This is a genomic window from Microcystis sp. LE19-84.1B (assembly GCF_027531875.1).
Classification (GTDB): domain Bacteria; phylum Cyanobacteriota; class Cyanobacteriia; order Cyanobacteriales; family Microcystaceae; genus Microcystis; species Microcystis panniformis.
Window position 1 is genome coordinate 1 of record NZ_JAPZSR010000232.1, and the last position, 15,199, is coordinate 15,199.

The 15,199-nt window shown below is 42.4% G+C and carries 15 protein-coding genes and 1 pseudogene; 2 read left to right on the forward strand and 14 right to left on the reverse strand.

Features of this window, described 5'->3' with window-relative positions:
* Positions 1-153: 153 nt before the first annotated feature.
* The 5 genes and pseudogenes from O9324_RS13485 to O9324_RS13505 form a co-directional block, all read right to left on the reverse strand.
* On the reverse strand, positions 154-1,788 hold the full coding sequence (locus O9324_RS13485) for a purple acid phosphatase family protein (protein WP_288140440.1): 1,635 nt from the start codon (positions 1,786-1,788) through the stop codon (positions 154-156).
* Between the two features lie 116 nt (positions 1,789-1,904).
* Entirely contained in the window at positions 1,905-2,387 is a 483-nt protein-coding gene (locus tag O9324_RS13490) for a S1 domain-containing protein (RefSeq protein WP_288140441.1), read from the reverse strand.
* Positions 2,388-2,587: 200 nt separating this feature from the next.
* Entirely contained in the window at positions 2,588-4,330 is a 1,743-nt protein-coding gene (locus tag O9324_RS13495; RefSeq protein WP_288140442.1) for an ABC transporter ATP-binding protein, read from the reverse strand.
* Between the two features lie 272 nt (positions 4,331-4,602).
* Positions 4,603-4,816: pseudogene (locus O9324_RS13500) on the reverse strand (aminotransferase class V-fold PLP-dependent enzyme); the annotation flags it as partial.
* 129 nt (positions 4,817-4,945) lie between these two features.
* Positions 4,946-5,515 (reverse strand): REP-associated tyrosine transposase, encoded by a 570-nt coding sequence (locus O9324_RS13505; RefSeq protein ID WP_287628243.1) that lies wholly within the window; start codon positions 5,513-5,515, stop codon positions 4,946-4,948.
* 561 nt (positions 5,516-6,076) lie between these two features.
* Here O9324_RS13505 and O9324_RS13510 point away from each other — a divergent pair.
* On the forward strand, positions 6,077-8,182 hold the full coding sequence (locus tag O9324_RS13510; protein ID WP_288140443.1) for an NACHT domain-containing protein: 2,106 nt from the start codon (positions 6,077-6,079) through the stop codon (positions 8,180-8,182).
* A gap of 328 nt (positions 8,183-8,510) precedes the next feature.
* Here the strand turns inward: O9324_RS13510 and O9324_RS13515 are convergent, their stop codons facing one another.
* The 7 genes from O9324_RS13515 to O9324_RS13545 all read right to left on the reverse strand — a co-directional run bounded on the left by O9324_RS13515 (position 8,511) and on the right by O9324_RS13545 (position 14,062).
* Positions 8,511-8,777, reverse strand: a complete 267-nt coding sequence (locus O9324_RS13515; RefSeq protein WP_287108676.1) for a type II toxin-antitoxin system RelE family toxin — start codon at positions 8,775-8,777, stop codon at positions 8,511-8,513.
* Between the two features lies 1 nt (position 8,778).
* Positions 8,779-9,060 carry a hypothetical protein gene (locus tag O9324_RS13520; protein WP_002759713.1) on the reverse strand — a complete coding sequence of 94 codons (282 nt, stop codon included), beginning with the start codon at positions 9,058-9,060 and terminating at the stop codon, positions 8,779-8,781.
* A 425-nt stretch (positions 9,061-9,485) separates the two neighbouring features.
* Positions 9,486-10,730 carry a M23 family metallopeptidase gene (locus O9324_RS13525; protein WP_288140444.1) on the reverse strand — a complete coding sequence of 415 codons (1,245 nt, stop codon included), beginning with the start codon at positions 10,728-10,730 and terminating at the stop codon, positions 9,486-9,488.
* 45 nt (positions 10,731-10,775) lie between these two features.
* The gene (locus O9324_RS13530; protein ID WP_288140445.1) at positions 10,776-11,489 is read right to left on the reverse strand and encodes a biotin--[acetyl-CoA-carboxylase] ligase; all 714 of its coding nucleotides are present in this window, start codon (positions 11,487-11,489) and stop codon (positions 10,776-10,778) included.
* Positions 11,490-11,645: 156 nt separating this feature from the next.
* Positions 11,646-12,290 (reverse strand): histidine phosphatase family protein, encoded by a 645-nt coding sequence (locus tag O9324_RS13535; RefSeq protein ID WP_185240559.1) that lies wholly within the window; start codon positions 12,288-12,290, stop codon positions 11,646-11,648.
* Positions 12,291-12,339: 49 nt separating this feature from the next.
* Entirely contained in the window at positions 12,340-12,978 is a 639-nt protein-coding gene (locus O9324_RS13540) for a histidine phosphatase family protein (RefSeq protein ID WP_002765894.1), read from the reverse strand.
* A gap of 664 nt (positions 12,979-13,642) precedes the next feature.
* The gene (locus O9324_RS13545; RefSeq protein WP_002765893.1) at positions 13,643-14,062 is read right to left on the reverse strand and encodes a YraN family protein; all 420 of its coding nucleotides are present in this window, start codon (positions 14,060-14,062) and stop codon (positions 13,643-13,645) included.
* Between O9324_RS13545 and O9324_RS13550 the strand changes: the two genes are divergently transcribed.
* Positions 14,056-14,220 (forward strand): hypothetical protein, encoded by a 165-nt coding sequence (locus O9324_RS13550; RefSeq protein ID WP_288140446.1) that lies wholly within the window; start codon positions 14,056-14,058, stop codon positions 14,218-14,220. The two genes, O9324_RS13545 and O9324_RS13550, sit on opposite strands and share 7 nt — an antisense overlap.
* A gap of 23 nt (positions 14,221-14,243) precedes the next feature.
* Here O9324_RS13550 and O9324_RS13555 read toward each other — a convergent pair whose 3' ends face one another.
* Together O9324_RS13555 and O9324_RS13560 are read right to left on the reverse strand one after the other, a co-directional pair.
* Entirely contained in the window at positions 14,244-14,621 is a 378-nt protein-coding gene (locus O9324_RS13555) for a DUF3110 domain-containing protein (protein WP_002765892.1), read from the reverse strand.
* A gap of 79 nt (positions 14,622-14,700) precedes the next feature.
* Complete coding sequence (locus tag O9324_RS13560) at positions 14,701-15,162, reverse strand: DUF2996 domain-containing protein (RefSeq protein ID WP_002765891.1); 462 nt, start codon at positions 15,160-15,162, stop codon at positions 14,701-14,703.
* Positions 15,163-15,199 lie beyond the last annotated feature (37 nt).

Genomic DNA, 15,199 nt, shown 5'->3' on the forward strand with positions numbered 1-15,199 from the left:
ATAGTTGGGCTTAAGTGGGGAACAAGAGTCGCTCGATTTAGCAGTGGAATTAGCCCTACAATCGGCGTTGTCAAATTGAAAGATGCTCCGAATCAGCACCGGAGCATTGCATCTTTCCTCTTCTGATCTGACAACGCCTAAACTTTGGGAGTGTCAAGATACTTCACCTATGCTAAAAAGGGAAAATTCATCAAATTTAATGACCTCGGAGTCAGGATAACGGGTATCAAAACGATAACTGCTCACGGTTCCTTTTTCTGTATCTAAAATGCTAAAAACCGTCAGATCATTACTGGCAATATAGGGTAAAGGTTGATTAACCCAATCCACTAGAGGAGCAATGTTCGGGATAATTGCTTCTAATCCATTAGGATTGCCGATGGCTGCATAATTTCTATCGAGAGGTACAGGACGTTTTTTATCACCTAAATAAGCACCATAACTATTACCAACGTTAGAAGATTCGAGAAAATTCATACCGTTAGGACTAAGAAAACGATTCCATAAATGAGAATGACCATAAAAAACCAAATTAACCTTAGCTGATTCTAACAAGGGAATTAGATCACGAATAATATAGTCATTTTCTTGGGGATAATCATAACGTACTGATCTAACTTTTCCCGTGGTATCCCGTTGAATTGTCGGCACGGGATTGGTGTAGGGTGGAACGATATTTCCTCCTAGAGTATGGGGAGGATGATGAAACATAACTACTTTATATTTAGCCTCTTGAAATTCTCGACTATTTAACTCTTTTTCTAGCCATTGATATTGAGGACTACCTTGAGCAATTGGCTCAAAAATATGCTGACCATAACCCCAACAATTTGGTCTATCTAAATCTATTTGATTTTCATAATATCTTCCCTTGGCACTGGGTTCTAAATTGGGATTTCTCCAGATATTAGTAACATATAAAACTACTAAACGAACATCGCCAAAGGTTAGAGAATAATATTTATTTTGAGGCAAAGAAAAAATTTCTTCGTAGGTTTCTGTGTTGAAAGCATTATTTTTTAACCAGTTTTCATTAATTGCTGCTGTATCCTCTGCTAGTTGTTTAGCAATAAACTGAGGAATAGCATCTTCAAACTGTTCATTTAAACCTCTGGAAGTAGAAAATCTACCCATAACTTCATGATTACCAATAGCAGGAAATAAGGGAGCATTTTGAATAATTTTCCCCCCTTTATAAATAGTCTTAATACCATTCTTTGTAAGAGGATAATTAGCACGACCTTGTAAACAGGGAAAGAATGCCCCACCGCGAATATCATCAAACCATTCGGAAGCTCGATCGGGTATATTAACTAAATCTCCTGCTAAAAAAACTGCATCTATCTGTCCAATAGTTTCGCTAACTTTTTGCAAATTAGCGGCAGTCATCGGCATTAATTGATGATCGGAAGTGAGCAGAATTTTGAGATTAGTTCCTTTTTTTGGTCTTGGTGTAAGGGTATAAATATCACTTCTAATCGCTGTATTTTCCTGAAAACTGGTGACTTGATAGGGAATCCTTTCCCCGGGATTTAAATCAGTAATTTCTGCCTGATGTCGCCAGATTTCTCGCTCGGTTAAAGATTGATAAGCTTCAAGGGTTCTCGATTTGGTATCTTCTCTAACTCTAGTTAATTTGCTAGTGCGAGCGGGAACCATTTTTTCTAGTTTTTCCCCGTAGCGCACCTGATGACCAGTGCCAAAAAATTCCGTAAACCAAACCACTTGTATTGATGTTTCGGTGGGTAATTGTAAAAAAGGTTCGGTTAAAAGTTGATCCTTGTTCATTGTCGCTAAAAGATAACTAATTATAATTAAAAAAGCTGGGTTAATATAACAACCAGCTTTTGAGATGCTCAAGTTAAAGAGGACTAACAAAACTGTTAACCCATATTAGGGTAATTTTAGTGACAGACTCCCGTGAAAGAATCACCACCATGCTTAACTTTAATGGTGCGAAGATTGTTTTCTAGGGTAAAACTAACTGGTGTTCCTGCTTGACTTTTTCCGCTAAAAGTATTTCTACCTTGGTAGGTAGTGACAGCTAATCCTACCGGCTGCATTTCCGGGGGAGTTGCGGCAGCAAAATTATCAATCGTTACGGTGTTATCGTCTTTGTTAACTACCAAAATTTGCCCTTCCACCACATCGCTAACCGGAGAAACCATTGTCAGTGTCACCGGTTCTTTTTTGTTGATTGAGTCATCATCAATTTCAGAAGTATAAACATAGAGTTTTACTCCTTGGGCGGTTTTGCCAGTTGCCGTACAGATGATACCATCTCCTAGACTAGGCATTTGGGCAAATGTCGGCTGAATTAAGACGCTAGGGACACCGATCAGGGTAGCAGTGGCTAAAAGAGCGGTTTTCGTCAGATTTTTAAGCATGAATTTCTCGGTGCAAGTGAACTTCTCTGAGGTTTTTAGCACATTACCTGTGCTACGAGAAATCAAGATAACACAAAAATTGGCTAGAAATTTTTGTAAAGTGTTGAGTGAGATTCTGGGCTTTTACTGCCATTAAATCGACAAAATAGCGATAAATCAGGGTTAAATGGTAATAACTAGGAGATTGCCTATCTTATCAGCTAATGTAAAACCTTAGACTCTAACTGCTGCTGTTGCCAGAGATTTTGATAGACTCCGGGGACTGCGATTAACTCCTCGTGGGTTCCCATCTGGACAATTTCTCCGCGATCCATCACAAAAATGCGATCGGCAGTGGCAGCGGCCGATAATTGATGGGAGATAAAAATCACGGTTTTTTGGCTTTCTTGGGCGAGATTTTCCAAAATAGCCGTGGCTGTTTGATTATCGACGCTAGATAGGGCATCATCAAGGATTAAAATCGGTGCTTGGATGGCTAAAGCGCGCGCTAAAGAGGCCCGTTGACGTTGACCACCGGAAAGAGTAATCCCACGTTCTCCCACTAAAGTGCCGTATTTTTGCGGGAAATTCTCGATTTCTTCCTCAATTCTCGCTTGTTTGGCCGCCGATGCCACTGCTGGAAAATTCAGCAGCGGATTGCCATAACGGATATTATCTTCAATGGTGGTACTAAATAAAAAACTTTCTTGGGGAACATAAGCGATCGCTTTTCGCAGCTCTTCCAGGGCAATTTGAGTGACATCTTGATCATCAATAAATAACTGTCCCTCGGCAATATTCAAAAGACGGGGAATAGCGTTAGCAAGGGTAGATTTTCCCGACCTGATCGCACCGACGACCGCTACCGTTTCCCCCGGATTAATGGTAAAAGAAAGAGATTTTAAGGCTGGTTCCTTAGCATCAGGATAGAAAAAAGTCAAGGCTTTGGCGGTAATTTTTCCTTGAATATTTTTTAAGTGAATACAATCAGCATTGTCTTTAATTTTAGCCTCAGCTAATAGGATAGTTTCTAGGCGATCAATACTCACTTCTCCCTGTTGGTAGGCAGTAATAGTGAAACCTAATAAAGCAGTGGGAAAAACTAATCTTTCGGCCAAAATTAACAGAGCAATAAAGTCTCCAATGGTGATATTACCCGCTATAATTTGTCTAGTACCGAGGGCAAGTAAGGCCAATAAACTCACATAGGCTAAAGCTTCAATCAGGGGAAAAAGAAAATTACGAGTCTGGACTAAATCTAAATTAGCCTGTAATAATTTGCGATTTCTTTGTTTAAATGCTAGGCGCTCGTTAGCTTCTTGGGCATAGATTTTAATCAGAGTAATACCACTCATATCCTCTTGAATTAAATCGCTCAGATGCGAGAGTTTTTCTTGTACTGTTTTCTGTTGCCGCTGCAGACGACCACTAAATAACTGCACAGCAATTAACATCAAAGGATAGACAGAAATAGCGGCGATTGAAAGGGGAATATGAATCGCTAACATCACGGGCAAAGTTAACCCATAGGCAAAAAAAGTATTAGCCAAACTGAGCAAAGCAAAACCCACCAGACGACGCACATTATCCACATCGCTAGTGGCACGGTTGATTAAATCTCCTGAAGTTTGCCGAGAAAAGTAGGCAGGTTCAAGGGTTAATAAATGCTGAAAGATTTTTTGTTTAATATCGAACTCTACCTGACGACCGATCCCGAATAATAACACTCTGGAAATCATGCGGATAAACCACATAATCGAGGCTAAAGCGACAATTGAAATTAGATAATAAATGATTTTTTGAAAGTCAAAGGATTTACTCAAATCATCGATGCTATCCCGGATTAAAAGCGGTATATAAACACCCAAAAGATTAACAATAAGCAGCGCAACTACCCCCCCAGTTACTATTTGCCAATAGGGACGTAGATAATTTGCTAGTTTTTTAATGCGAGAATAAGCCATATTCAGTTATCAGTTATCAGTTATCAGTGAGCAGTTATCAGTTATCAGTGAGCAGTTATCAGTTATCAGTTATCAGTTATCAGTAATTAGTTATCAATTATCAGTGAGCAGTTATCAGTAATTAGTTATCAGTTATCAGTTAGAACAGGGAAAAGGGGGAATAGCCACCCAAGAATTTTTATTTTTTCTCCTTGTCCTGATTTAGCCTCGGTTTAAGATTAGAACCAGCCTTGGGCGGTTTACCGGGGGCTTATCAATTTTAGCTTGATAGCCGTGCCGCCAGAAGTGAAGATAATCTGGGTCTGGATTGGCATTAATTAACCCTGCTACCTGTTCTCTAGCCATTTCGATGACTGTCGCCGTATCCTGTCCCCAACTGTGTAAACTGGAGGGATTGCCCCAATGATGCTGGAGAATAGTGGCAACCCGCTCGATCACTTGGGGATGAGTGGGGGTAGTGGCACTATAGTCAAGATAAATTTGCATTATTTTACAATCTGAGAAATGAGAGTCAAGACAGGCAGCTATTCTCAGTTTAGCCGTTTAAGAGATTAGAAAACGGGTTTCTTCAAGAAACCCGCTTTCTTAAAGAAAGCGGGTTTCTTAGGTTTCTACCTACTCGTCTAACAGCAGCCCCTTTAACTCTGGAGAGATGACATCTATATCCATCATCATAAATGAACGACAAGCAGCCATCGAGCCTAAAGTCGCGACAATAATTTCCAGATTGGGTAGTGTTCCTTCTCGCCATCCCACATATTCCTGAAAACTGGAGAATTCCCATTCCTGTGGCTGACTCACCAAACCCGCTTTAACTGGATTACAGTGAATATACCTCGACAAATTCAACAAATACTCTGTGTCATTTACGAGAATTGCCTGAAACCGCCCTTGAAACAATGAGCCAACTCGCCCATATCGCCGATTTATGGCTTTGGTATAAGACAGGGAAAAGGCTTGCATTGCCGCAGAAAGCTCGGCTTTTTTCAGCCGTATTAGCAGGTGATAGTGGTTGGGCATCAAGCAATAGGCAATAACATCTAGCGTTTCTACCAGATATTTACGCACCAATCGCAGAAAAAAAAGATAATTTTCTCGCTCAAAGAAGATATCTTCACGGTTATTGCCGCGATTATAGATGTGGTAGTATTGTCCTGCTTGAAAGATATTCTGACGATAGGGCATATTTATCTTATCTCTAGAAAACAGCTTTCTCTGGCTTACTATTCTAAGCTAAGAGAAAGCGGGTTTCTGAGTTGTTGAGAAACCCGCTTTCTGAGTTGTTGAGAAACCCGCTTTCTGAGTTGATGATGAGAAAGCGGAGAAAGCGGGTTTCTGGGTTGATGAGAAACCCGCTTTCTGAGTTGTTGAGAAACCCGCTTTCTGAGTTGATGATGAGAAACTGGAGAAAGCGGGTTTCTGGGTTGATGAGAAAGCGGGTTTCTGAGTTGATGATGAGAAACCCGCTTTCTGAGTTGATAATGAGAAAGCGGAGAAAGCGGGTTTCTGGGTTGATGAGAAAGCGGGTTTCTGAGTTGATGATGAGAAACCCGCTTTCTGAGTTGATGATGAGAAAGCGGAGAAAGCGGGTTTCTGGGTTGATGAGAAACCCGCTTTCTGGGTTGATGATGAGAAACCCGCTTTCTGAGTTGATAATGAGAAAGCGGAGAAAGCGGGTTTCTGGGTTGATGAGAAACCCGCTTTCTGGCTTATACTGAACTTTAGAGGATTTACAGGGGTTAAGTTATGACAGGAATTGAAACAACCATTGTAACGGCATTGACTAATAATTTTATTGGTCAAATGATTAAATCGGGGTGGGAGGGTATTAATAAAAATGAGTTATTGCATAAAGATGTCGGACAGCTTATCAGAGAAGGAAAGTATCTTTTTTTGCGGGAATATACTCAACGTTACTGGGATCGGCACGGCATGATTAAGGTTTTAAAAATGTCTAAGCCGATGGATTTGGAGTCAATTTATATTAATGCCAAATGTTTGGGTAATTTAGTCAGGGATTATTATGATGAAAATTTAGAAAATAAATATCGTGAGAGTAAGCATCGACGGTTTAACTTTAGGGATGATGGTAAAAAAGATGGTTTACTTTTGGCTAATCAAGAACAATATTTAATGGTACTTGGTGATCCCGGCATTGGTAAATCTACATTTTTGCGAAAAGTTGGGCTAGAAGCTCTCAAGGGAAATCAAGGCAGTTATCAGCATCCTCTAACACCTGTTTTACTGGAGTTGAAAAACTTTAAAGAAAACGAGATTAATATTCAGGTATTAATTGAAGAGGAGTTTAAAATCTGTGGTTTTCCCAATGTGGAAAAAAATATTAGCAATAAACTAGAAAAAGGAGAATTACTAATTTTATTAGATGGTTTGGATGAAGTGCCAACAGCTAATGTGAATAATGTAATCGAGAAAATCAAAGATTTTGTAGATAGGTATCATAAAAATCGTTTTATTCTCTCCTGTCGCACTGCTGCTAGAACTCATCTTCAACGATTTACCGATATTGAAATTGTCGAATTTGATGATCAGCAAATTCAAAGTTTTATTGAACATTGGTTTAGTTCGGAATTAGATCGGAAAAATGAGACGGCTAAAAATTGTTGGGAACTGTTGCAAAAAAAGGAGTATAAAAGTGCAAAAGAGTTAGCCCATACACCGTTATTGTTGACTTTTTTGTGTTGGGTTTATGATGACAAGCAATCGTTTCCCACAAATCGCAGTTGCCTTTATCAAAATGCGTTACGAATTTTATTGGAAACATGGTCAGCCGAAAAACGTTTACCTAATCGCGGTTTAGTTTATGAAAATCTCAGTATTGAGCAAGAAGAAATTTTGCTATCTGAAATTGCTTATCAGAATTTTGTAGCAGATAAACTTTTTCTAGAAAAACGAGAAGTTGTTAAGCAAATTAAAGATCACCTTAAACAAAACTTAAATGCTCCGCAACATCTGGACGGAGAAAAAGTATTAAAAACTATTGAAATTGAACAGGGAATTTTAGTAGAGCGGGCGAGAGATATCTATTCTTTTTCTCATTTAACCCTTCAGGAATACCTGACGGCTCAGTATATCTATGATAATGATTTGATTGAAGAAACAGTTAAGAATCATATAACAGAAACTCGTTGGCAAGAGGTCTTTTTGTTAGTGGCGGGTTTGATGCGAGGGAAAGCCGATAAATTGTTATTAGCAATGGAGAAAGAAGCCCATAATTATCTTAAAACGCCCCTCGGTCAAAAATTAGTGCCGATTTTGCAATGGGCAGATGAGATGACTAAAGATTCTGTTGATAGTCCGATTAAACCTGTAGGAAGAAGAGCGCTCGCCCATTGGCTCGTCATCTTCTACACCTGCATCATCTACATCTACAACGTCATCCACATCCCCAACGTCACCGCCATCATCCACAGCATCGTCATCGCCTACGCCTACGCCCCCGAGATCGCCTACTTAATCACCAAGATGTCCTTTACCCCCAAACTCATCGATGAGTTTGTCCAGTTAGTTAACTTATTTGCTCAGGATCGAATTGTTTCTAAGGTTAATTTTTCCCAATTAAGCGCTGATTTAGAAGCTTTCAAACAAATTATTCCTGATGATAAAGCAACTACAAAAGAACGTCAAGAATTTGCTGATCAATTCTTGAAAATGTGGAGTACTGCTTTTAATTTAACGCCTGAATTACTTAATTTATCCCCCAAAGAAATTAGCGAAATAGACAAGCATTATTTTTATATTAATCGCCGGATTCTCGACTGCAAAAAAGTGGCTGTTAATATTTCCCCTACCGTCTGGCAAGAAATCGAAGAACGAATGCTCCGCGTTCCTTAACTTCTCCTTTTTTTCTCAAATCTTGCCTTTCCAATTGGATGAGATTAGCGAATATTAACACTATGAGGATTGGGAGCTTCAAAAACCTTGCATTACCATTTTTATAGAACATAGGGTTTGCTGAAAAAGTACGGGCGAAGCATTCGGATAGAAAATCTACGGTTTCACCGATAAGTTATTGTCCGAATGCTTCGCCCCTACAGGACGCGGAACCATGAAGACGCAAGGTTTTGAAGCACGATTCTCTCAGAATCTTGCACCTGTTTCGGGAGAAAAGCCACAAAACCTCTACCTTGCCTACATTTCACATTTATTCAGCAAACCCTATTTATTGGCGGTAAGCTTGACTGCGATGTTCAATCAGCAAGACAATAACTTGAGACTGACTATCATCAACTGTATAGATAACCCGATAGTCTCCAACGCGGAAGCGATACTTCCCAGCAAATTCTCCCTTTAATGCTTTAATTTGAGGGTGATTTTTCGGTGTTTCTTGAAGGAGTTTTAAACACTTAGCAATCTTCTTTTTTAAGATTGAATCCGCTTCAGAATAAACTTTATTTGCTTTAGCTGTCAAACGGACTTTATAAGTCATCTCAGCTTTCCCAATCAATGAGGCAACCTGATTGTAAATCCATTTCAGCTTCTTTCAAATGTTCCATAATATTCGGGATTGCTCTAATTTCTTGTGTTGCCTTTTCACTTTCTTTATCTGACAAATAAGCGGCAAATTCTAGAATCATCTTTAAATTTTCTACTGATAGGGTTTGTAAATATTGTTGAATCTTTTGCTGCATTAAATCGACCTGTACTAATGTTTCAGAATCTAAAAAATCTTCTGGAGTCGAGGGATTTACTTCAACGTCAGTTAGAGTCATATTTAATCAAGTGCTTCTCTCAAGTTTATTATTTGTATCTTAGCGTGTATCCCGTCTCCCGTCTCCTGACTCCTGACCCCACAGTTAACTTTATTTTTGTCCAACTACTTAGGGTTGGCTGAAAAAGTACGGGCGAAGCATTCGGATAGAAAATCTACGGTTTCACCGATAGGTTATTGCCCGAATGCTTCGCCCCTACAGGACGCGAGCGCCGCTCAAGATGCCAGGTTTTGAAGCACGATTCTCTCAAAATCTTGCACCTGTTTCGCGAGAAAAGCCACAAAACCCTTACCTTGCCTACATTTCACATTTATTCAGCAAGCCCTACTTAAGACTGCGAATGTATGAAAACGCATCAATTGGGCAAAAGCTCAACGATGCGTTTTTAAGCTCCAAAAACTGCTATGGTTGTAACCCAAAACAAATTAATTCTGATTAGAGTCAGTGGCTGCGGCCATTTGCATTCTCTGCACCAGATTATCGAGGGCTAATTCTAGATGTAAACCGGCATCTACGGCGGTCCAACCCTGTTCGGTTAGGTGTCGCCATTCAAAGTGTAGGTGCGGACCGGTAGAAAGTCCCGTACTACCCACGCGACCGATAACCGCACCCTGTTCCACCCATTCTCCCGGTTTGACGGTAATTTCCGAAAGGTGGGCATAACGAGATTCTTGAGTACCATCGAGGTGACGTAAAATCACCGTTAATCCGTAACCTCCCAACCAGTCGGCGGTGGCCACTTCCCCTGCGTAGGCGGCTAATACAGGTGTTCCCATCGGCGCGCCTAAATCAGTACCCGCGTGCATGGCCTGATTGCCGCTGACCGGATGATTTCGCCACCCGAAAACCGAGGTAATTTGGGCAGGAAGAGCGAGGGGAAAGAGTAAATCGGTGCGTTGATTTTGGTTAGAATCCGTGGGACTTAAACGGGTGGCCCGCTCATAGGTGGTCGCTTCGCTGATTGCTTCCACTTCTGCGCGAGTCACTGGGGCCAAAGCCAATTTTACGCCATTCCATTCCGGGGGATTGAGGGCCACCACCTGACTGGGAATCACCGTCGGGGCAGCCAGACGTACCGGGGAGGTAGAAGCGACGAGAGTGGGGGCATAACGACGCAGGGAATTATTAGCAATAACCGGCTGATTTCGGGGCTGCCGTCCTACGCGCACGGCCGGATTAGGATTGAGACGTACCCGGGCCAGATTAACCGGGGGTAAGGGTTTGGCCACAGTGCTGACCGGCTGACGACGGGAGGCCCGGGCCGCCAGATTACAGCTACCTCCTACCAGTTGACCATTTTGGGCGATGGTTTGGCAACCACTGCGGCGCTCGGTGACGACAACGGAACTGGGGGGTTTAAAGTTTCTAGTATCGATAAAATTATTTTTACCGCCGGCCCGGGGGGCAAGGGTAGGCATATCGGTTTGATGGTTTTCGGGGATAGCCAGACGGGGGGCGGGATTAGTATTTTCTTTGATAACGGGGGCTTTCAGAGTCGGGGCGGCATTTTCCACTACTGGGGTTTCGCTGCCAGTTTCGGAATTAGCGATCGCATTGGGAGCAAGAGTAATCAGACCGCTGATTACTAAACCGAGACCACTGCATAAACTCAGCTTCTTTTTTAAGGATTTTCCTAGAAAAAGTTTCAATATCACCGATGAAGGATACATAGGGCGGCCTCACTTCTCACAGTTTAGTCAAAAAAATATTTAGACTCAATTATAGCCGAGACTGACCCTACCGGCCGGTATATAGATTTCGCTACTGGCATTGTCCGAAGTGAGTTTAACTTTTAGTTCCCCTCGATCGCTTACCCCCGTTATTATGCCCTGATAGCCCTCGAAAGCTATCTTTTGACCAAAATTGGCAAAAAGTTCTAAATAGGATGCTAATAGGGCTTTTATACCGTGATGACAGTAATATTCATAGCCGTATAGGATAGCATCGCTGGTGAGAGAAGTTAACTGAGCGATCGAGGTGATTTTATTGCCAGTAAAAGCTTGTAAATTAATACCGGTGGGGGGGACAGGATTAGACCAATTGAGGCCCACTCCGATGACTGCTTGCGGGATGTTTTGACCCTGAATACGGGTTTCTAGGTTAATTCCCCCTAGTTTGCGCCCTAATAATACCAAATCATTCGGCCATTTGATTTTAACAGGTATTTCTTGACAATTCAGATGATGAGCGATGCCCCAAACTGTAGCGAGAACGAGATGGGCAGATTTATCCACCTCTAAATCCAGATTTAACGCCAAAGATAAATATAATCCTCCCGGTTCAGAAATCCACTCCCGTCCCCATTGTCCCCTCCCGGCACTTTGTTGACTAGCAATCACCACAAAAGGCGGATTTTCCCCCGACTCTAATAATTGCCAAGCTTTAGTATTAGTGGAAGGTAATCGCTCAAAGTGATGGATTTTGGTCATAAATTGGGAATTATGAATTATGAATTATGAATTATGAAGTGGGGAGTATTTTCAGTGTTGCCAAAGGCACGGCGTAGCCGTCCAGTAAACAGTAATCAGTGACCTGAAAACTCACATCTGATCACTGATAACTGATAACTGATCACTGATAACTGATTAGGTGCAGGGGAGAGAACGCAGGTACTCACTGAGGTGGGAACGTAAACCGATGCCATGGAAAAGCGGGCCACGACTGCCTAATTCGACAATACTGACAGCGGCTACGGGCATTTCAAATCGATCGCGATAACGGCCCACATCGATGCCCATCAGACTACAGAGCATGATCCGGATAGTGGCCTTGTGGGAAACAATCAGGATATTGCCCTCACTGTGGGTGTGTTCAATTTCCTCCAAAACGGCCGCGGAACGACGGGCGATATCGATGCCCCTTTCCCCGTTGGGGGGAGCATTCCAAGCGGGATCCGTCAACCAACGCACATAGAGATCATGATATTGATGATCAATATCGTTGGGGTGCATACCCTCCCAAAGACCATAACCGATCTCTTGTAATCCCTGCCGGATTTCTAATTTCAGTCCCACCGCTTCACAGAGAGGTTTAGCGGTTTGAATAGCTCTTTGGAGGGGACTGACGTAGGCCGCACGCCAAGGTAAAGAACGATAGACATCGGCGAATTCTTCCGCCATTTCGATGCCTTCGGCAGTCAAACCGGGATCATTTTCTGGAGTACCACAGTATCCTCCCGTTTTGCTATAGGCTGTCTGTCCGTGTCGTAGAAAATATAACATCAAGCACATAGTTTTTCAGGAGACCAAATCTGGGGTTTCCCTGGTTGCTGTTGACTGGTTAGGTTCCCGCTCGGGAGCGCAGGTCATTGCGGATGTGAGAGCGATCGCCCATGACTTGAAAGAGGGGACCATGTTCGGCTAATTCGACGATCGTTACCGAGGCCACGGGCATGGCAATTCGATCGCGATAACGGCCGATATCAATGCCTAAAAGAGAACATAACACGATTCGGATCGTTGCTTTATGGGAAACAATCAAAATATGGCCATCATCGTGATGATGGTCGATTTCCTCTAATACCTCCGAACTGCGACGAGCGATATCGATGCCTTTTTCGCCCCCCGTGGGAGAATTCCAGCCCGGATCTGCTAACCAGCGCACATAATCATCATGAAACTCCCGATTAACCTCAGCTGCGGTTTTTCCCTCCCATTGGCCGTAGGCAATCTCTTTTAATCCTTCCCGTTTGTGGATGGGAATACCTAAGAGTTCGCTTAAAGGGGTGGCCGTGGCCATGGTGCGCTTGAGGGGACTAGAATAGATACCTGTCCAAGGCACATCTCGATAGGCAAGGGCGAAATCCTTGGCCATTTCATAGCCGGCCGGGGTTAGTTCCAAGTCTAATCGACCGCAAAAACTACCCGTTTGACTGGCTGTGGTTTCGCCATGACGCAAAAAGTAAAGTTTTAGACTCATTTTTTAGGTTCCTCTTAATATTTGTGACTCTCTCCCACCTATAGTGATACTAAATCTTGTTTAAAAAGTACAGGAGAGCAGGGAGCGGGGAGAAACAATTTAAGCTGTTCGTAATTTAAATTGCTTGTTGAGATCAGGCGGTCGGCAGGGGGCGGTCGGCGGTCGGAAAAATCGAATATGCAATTTAGATTCAAAACAGCTTAGTTGTAAAATATCTACATCTATCAGCCACTTATCTATAGTTTTGTAACGGCAATTTTTGCTAAAAATCAATAAGTGTAAACTTTAATCACAAGGTTGATCGTGTCCTGACAAACGTGTTATCTTAAAAACATAAGGCACAAAGGAAGCGACTCAACTTCCTTCCAGGCAAAAAGACCTAGAGCCTGTGCCACCTGCTCTAGATCAACGCAACAGCTAAATCGGACACAGATTCTCAAAGTTTGTAAAGTAAAGTATGGTTTCGCCTCTGTTGCTCGATATAGGACAGATGGAGTGAGCCGTAATCAGCACCTGAGTCGGTAAACTGAGAAATCTTGATAGTTGACAGATAGACTGTTGTGGGTTCTGTAAACCTCTATTGTATTGAGTCCGTTAAACTTTTAGGAGTCCATATCGTTTGTACAAGATGAAGCCCGCCTCCCTAGGCGGGCCTATTGTGTTTTTAGAAAACCGCCACGAGATATTCCTGTAATTGCAATTGATAACCTGCCTGTAGCTGACAGGGATAATCAAGGGAAAACTCAGGTAAAGCTAATAGAGAACTTTTTTGACAACTAACTAACGCCACATCGAAGCGACAGCTTAAATCAGACCATTGGGGATAAAAGGCAAGAAATATCTGGGCAGCTTGGTAAATTTTACCTTGTTTACGGTCATTGATCGCTAATTTGCCCCCTAAATCCCAATTGCCAGCACTGCGGGTTTTCACCTCGACGAAAGCGAGAGTCGCTTGGGATTTAGACAAGACGATTAAATCGATTTCACCGCCAGCACTACGCCAACGACGCTGGAGAATATGCCATTGCTGTAATTGCAACCAATCCGCCACCAAATTTTCGCCCAATTCCCCCACGGTTGTCATATTCAGTTATCAGTTATCAGTTATCAGTGGTCAGTTATCAGTTATCAGTGGTCAGTTATCAGTTATCAGTGGTCAGTTATCAGTTATCAGTGGTCAGTTATCAGTTATCAGTGAACAATATTGATTTATTATCCTGTCTTCTGACTCCAAACTACTGATTACTGTTCACTGAATCACTGGATTACAAAAGTCCTTCTAGACGACGACGGATGCTGTCTAACTCCGCATCGGGAATCTCGGAAAACTCCTCCTCGGCGGGGGGGACTTCCTCTTTTTGCCAATCCAACTCCTCGGCATTGCTTTCGGGGGGAATTACCAACATACCCGCTGCAATCATTTCCGCTTGATAGCCGGCGCCGCGACAAAATTCTGCCACTTCCTCGGAATCAATTTTCTCTACCGTGGGAGTCGGAAAATCCTGTGCCTCTAACAGCAGAGCATAACGGGTGGCATCATCTTCCGATTCAAACATCAACACCTTATTGATAGCTCCCATTTGAATGGTGTGGATACCTTCGTTTTCTGTGCCTGCGTTAAAAAGTAGTACAAATACACGCATAATTACTATTAGCGATCGATAAGCGGTGGTCGTCTATACTCATTTTACCCCCCTTCTCGATCGCTAATCCTGAGCAATTTTAGTTTCTAGTCAACCACTTTTGACCGTTAAGCCGTTGCAGGGTGTAAAACAACAGTAAATCAAGACTAACTTTCCTTTCATCGATCATAAATGATTCAAGTGTACTAGGTTGAGCGCCGCCCTCCGCCTGCGAAAAAGCTTTTTTACCATTGATGTTTTCTTCCAAAAAATAAATGCTAAATTGACGCATTCCCTCGAGCCAATTGCCAGTTAACTGCCAACAGGGAGAGCTAGAAAAACCCTGCACGGGAATTTTATCCTGTTTAAAGGACAGCTTTATATCAGTTATACCCAGTTTTTGCAAGGCTGCGGCCAATGCGGGCTGAAAATGCTGCTCAATAAATTCAGCAAAGGGTTTTTCCTCGACGGTTGGCTCCTTGGGTTTTTTAGCAGCCGCAGGTTGAGCCGGTTTTGCTGCTTCTGCTGCCGGAGTTGCGGGGGTGGTGGTTTCTTCTGCCATAGGAATTAATCAGGAATGGGTAGGTAGCTACAATTAT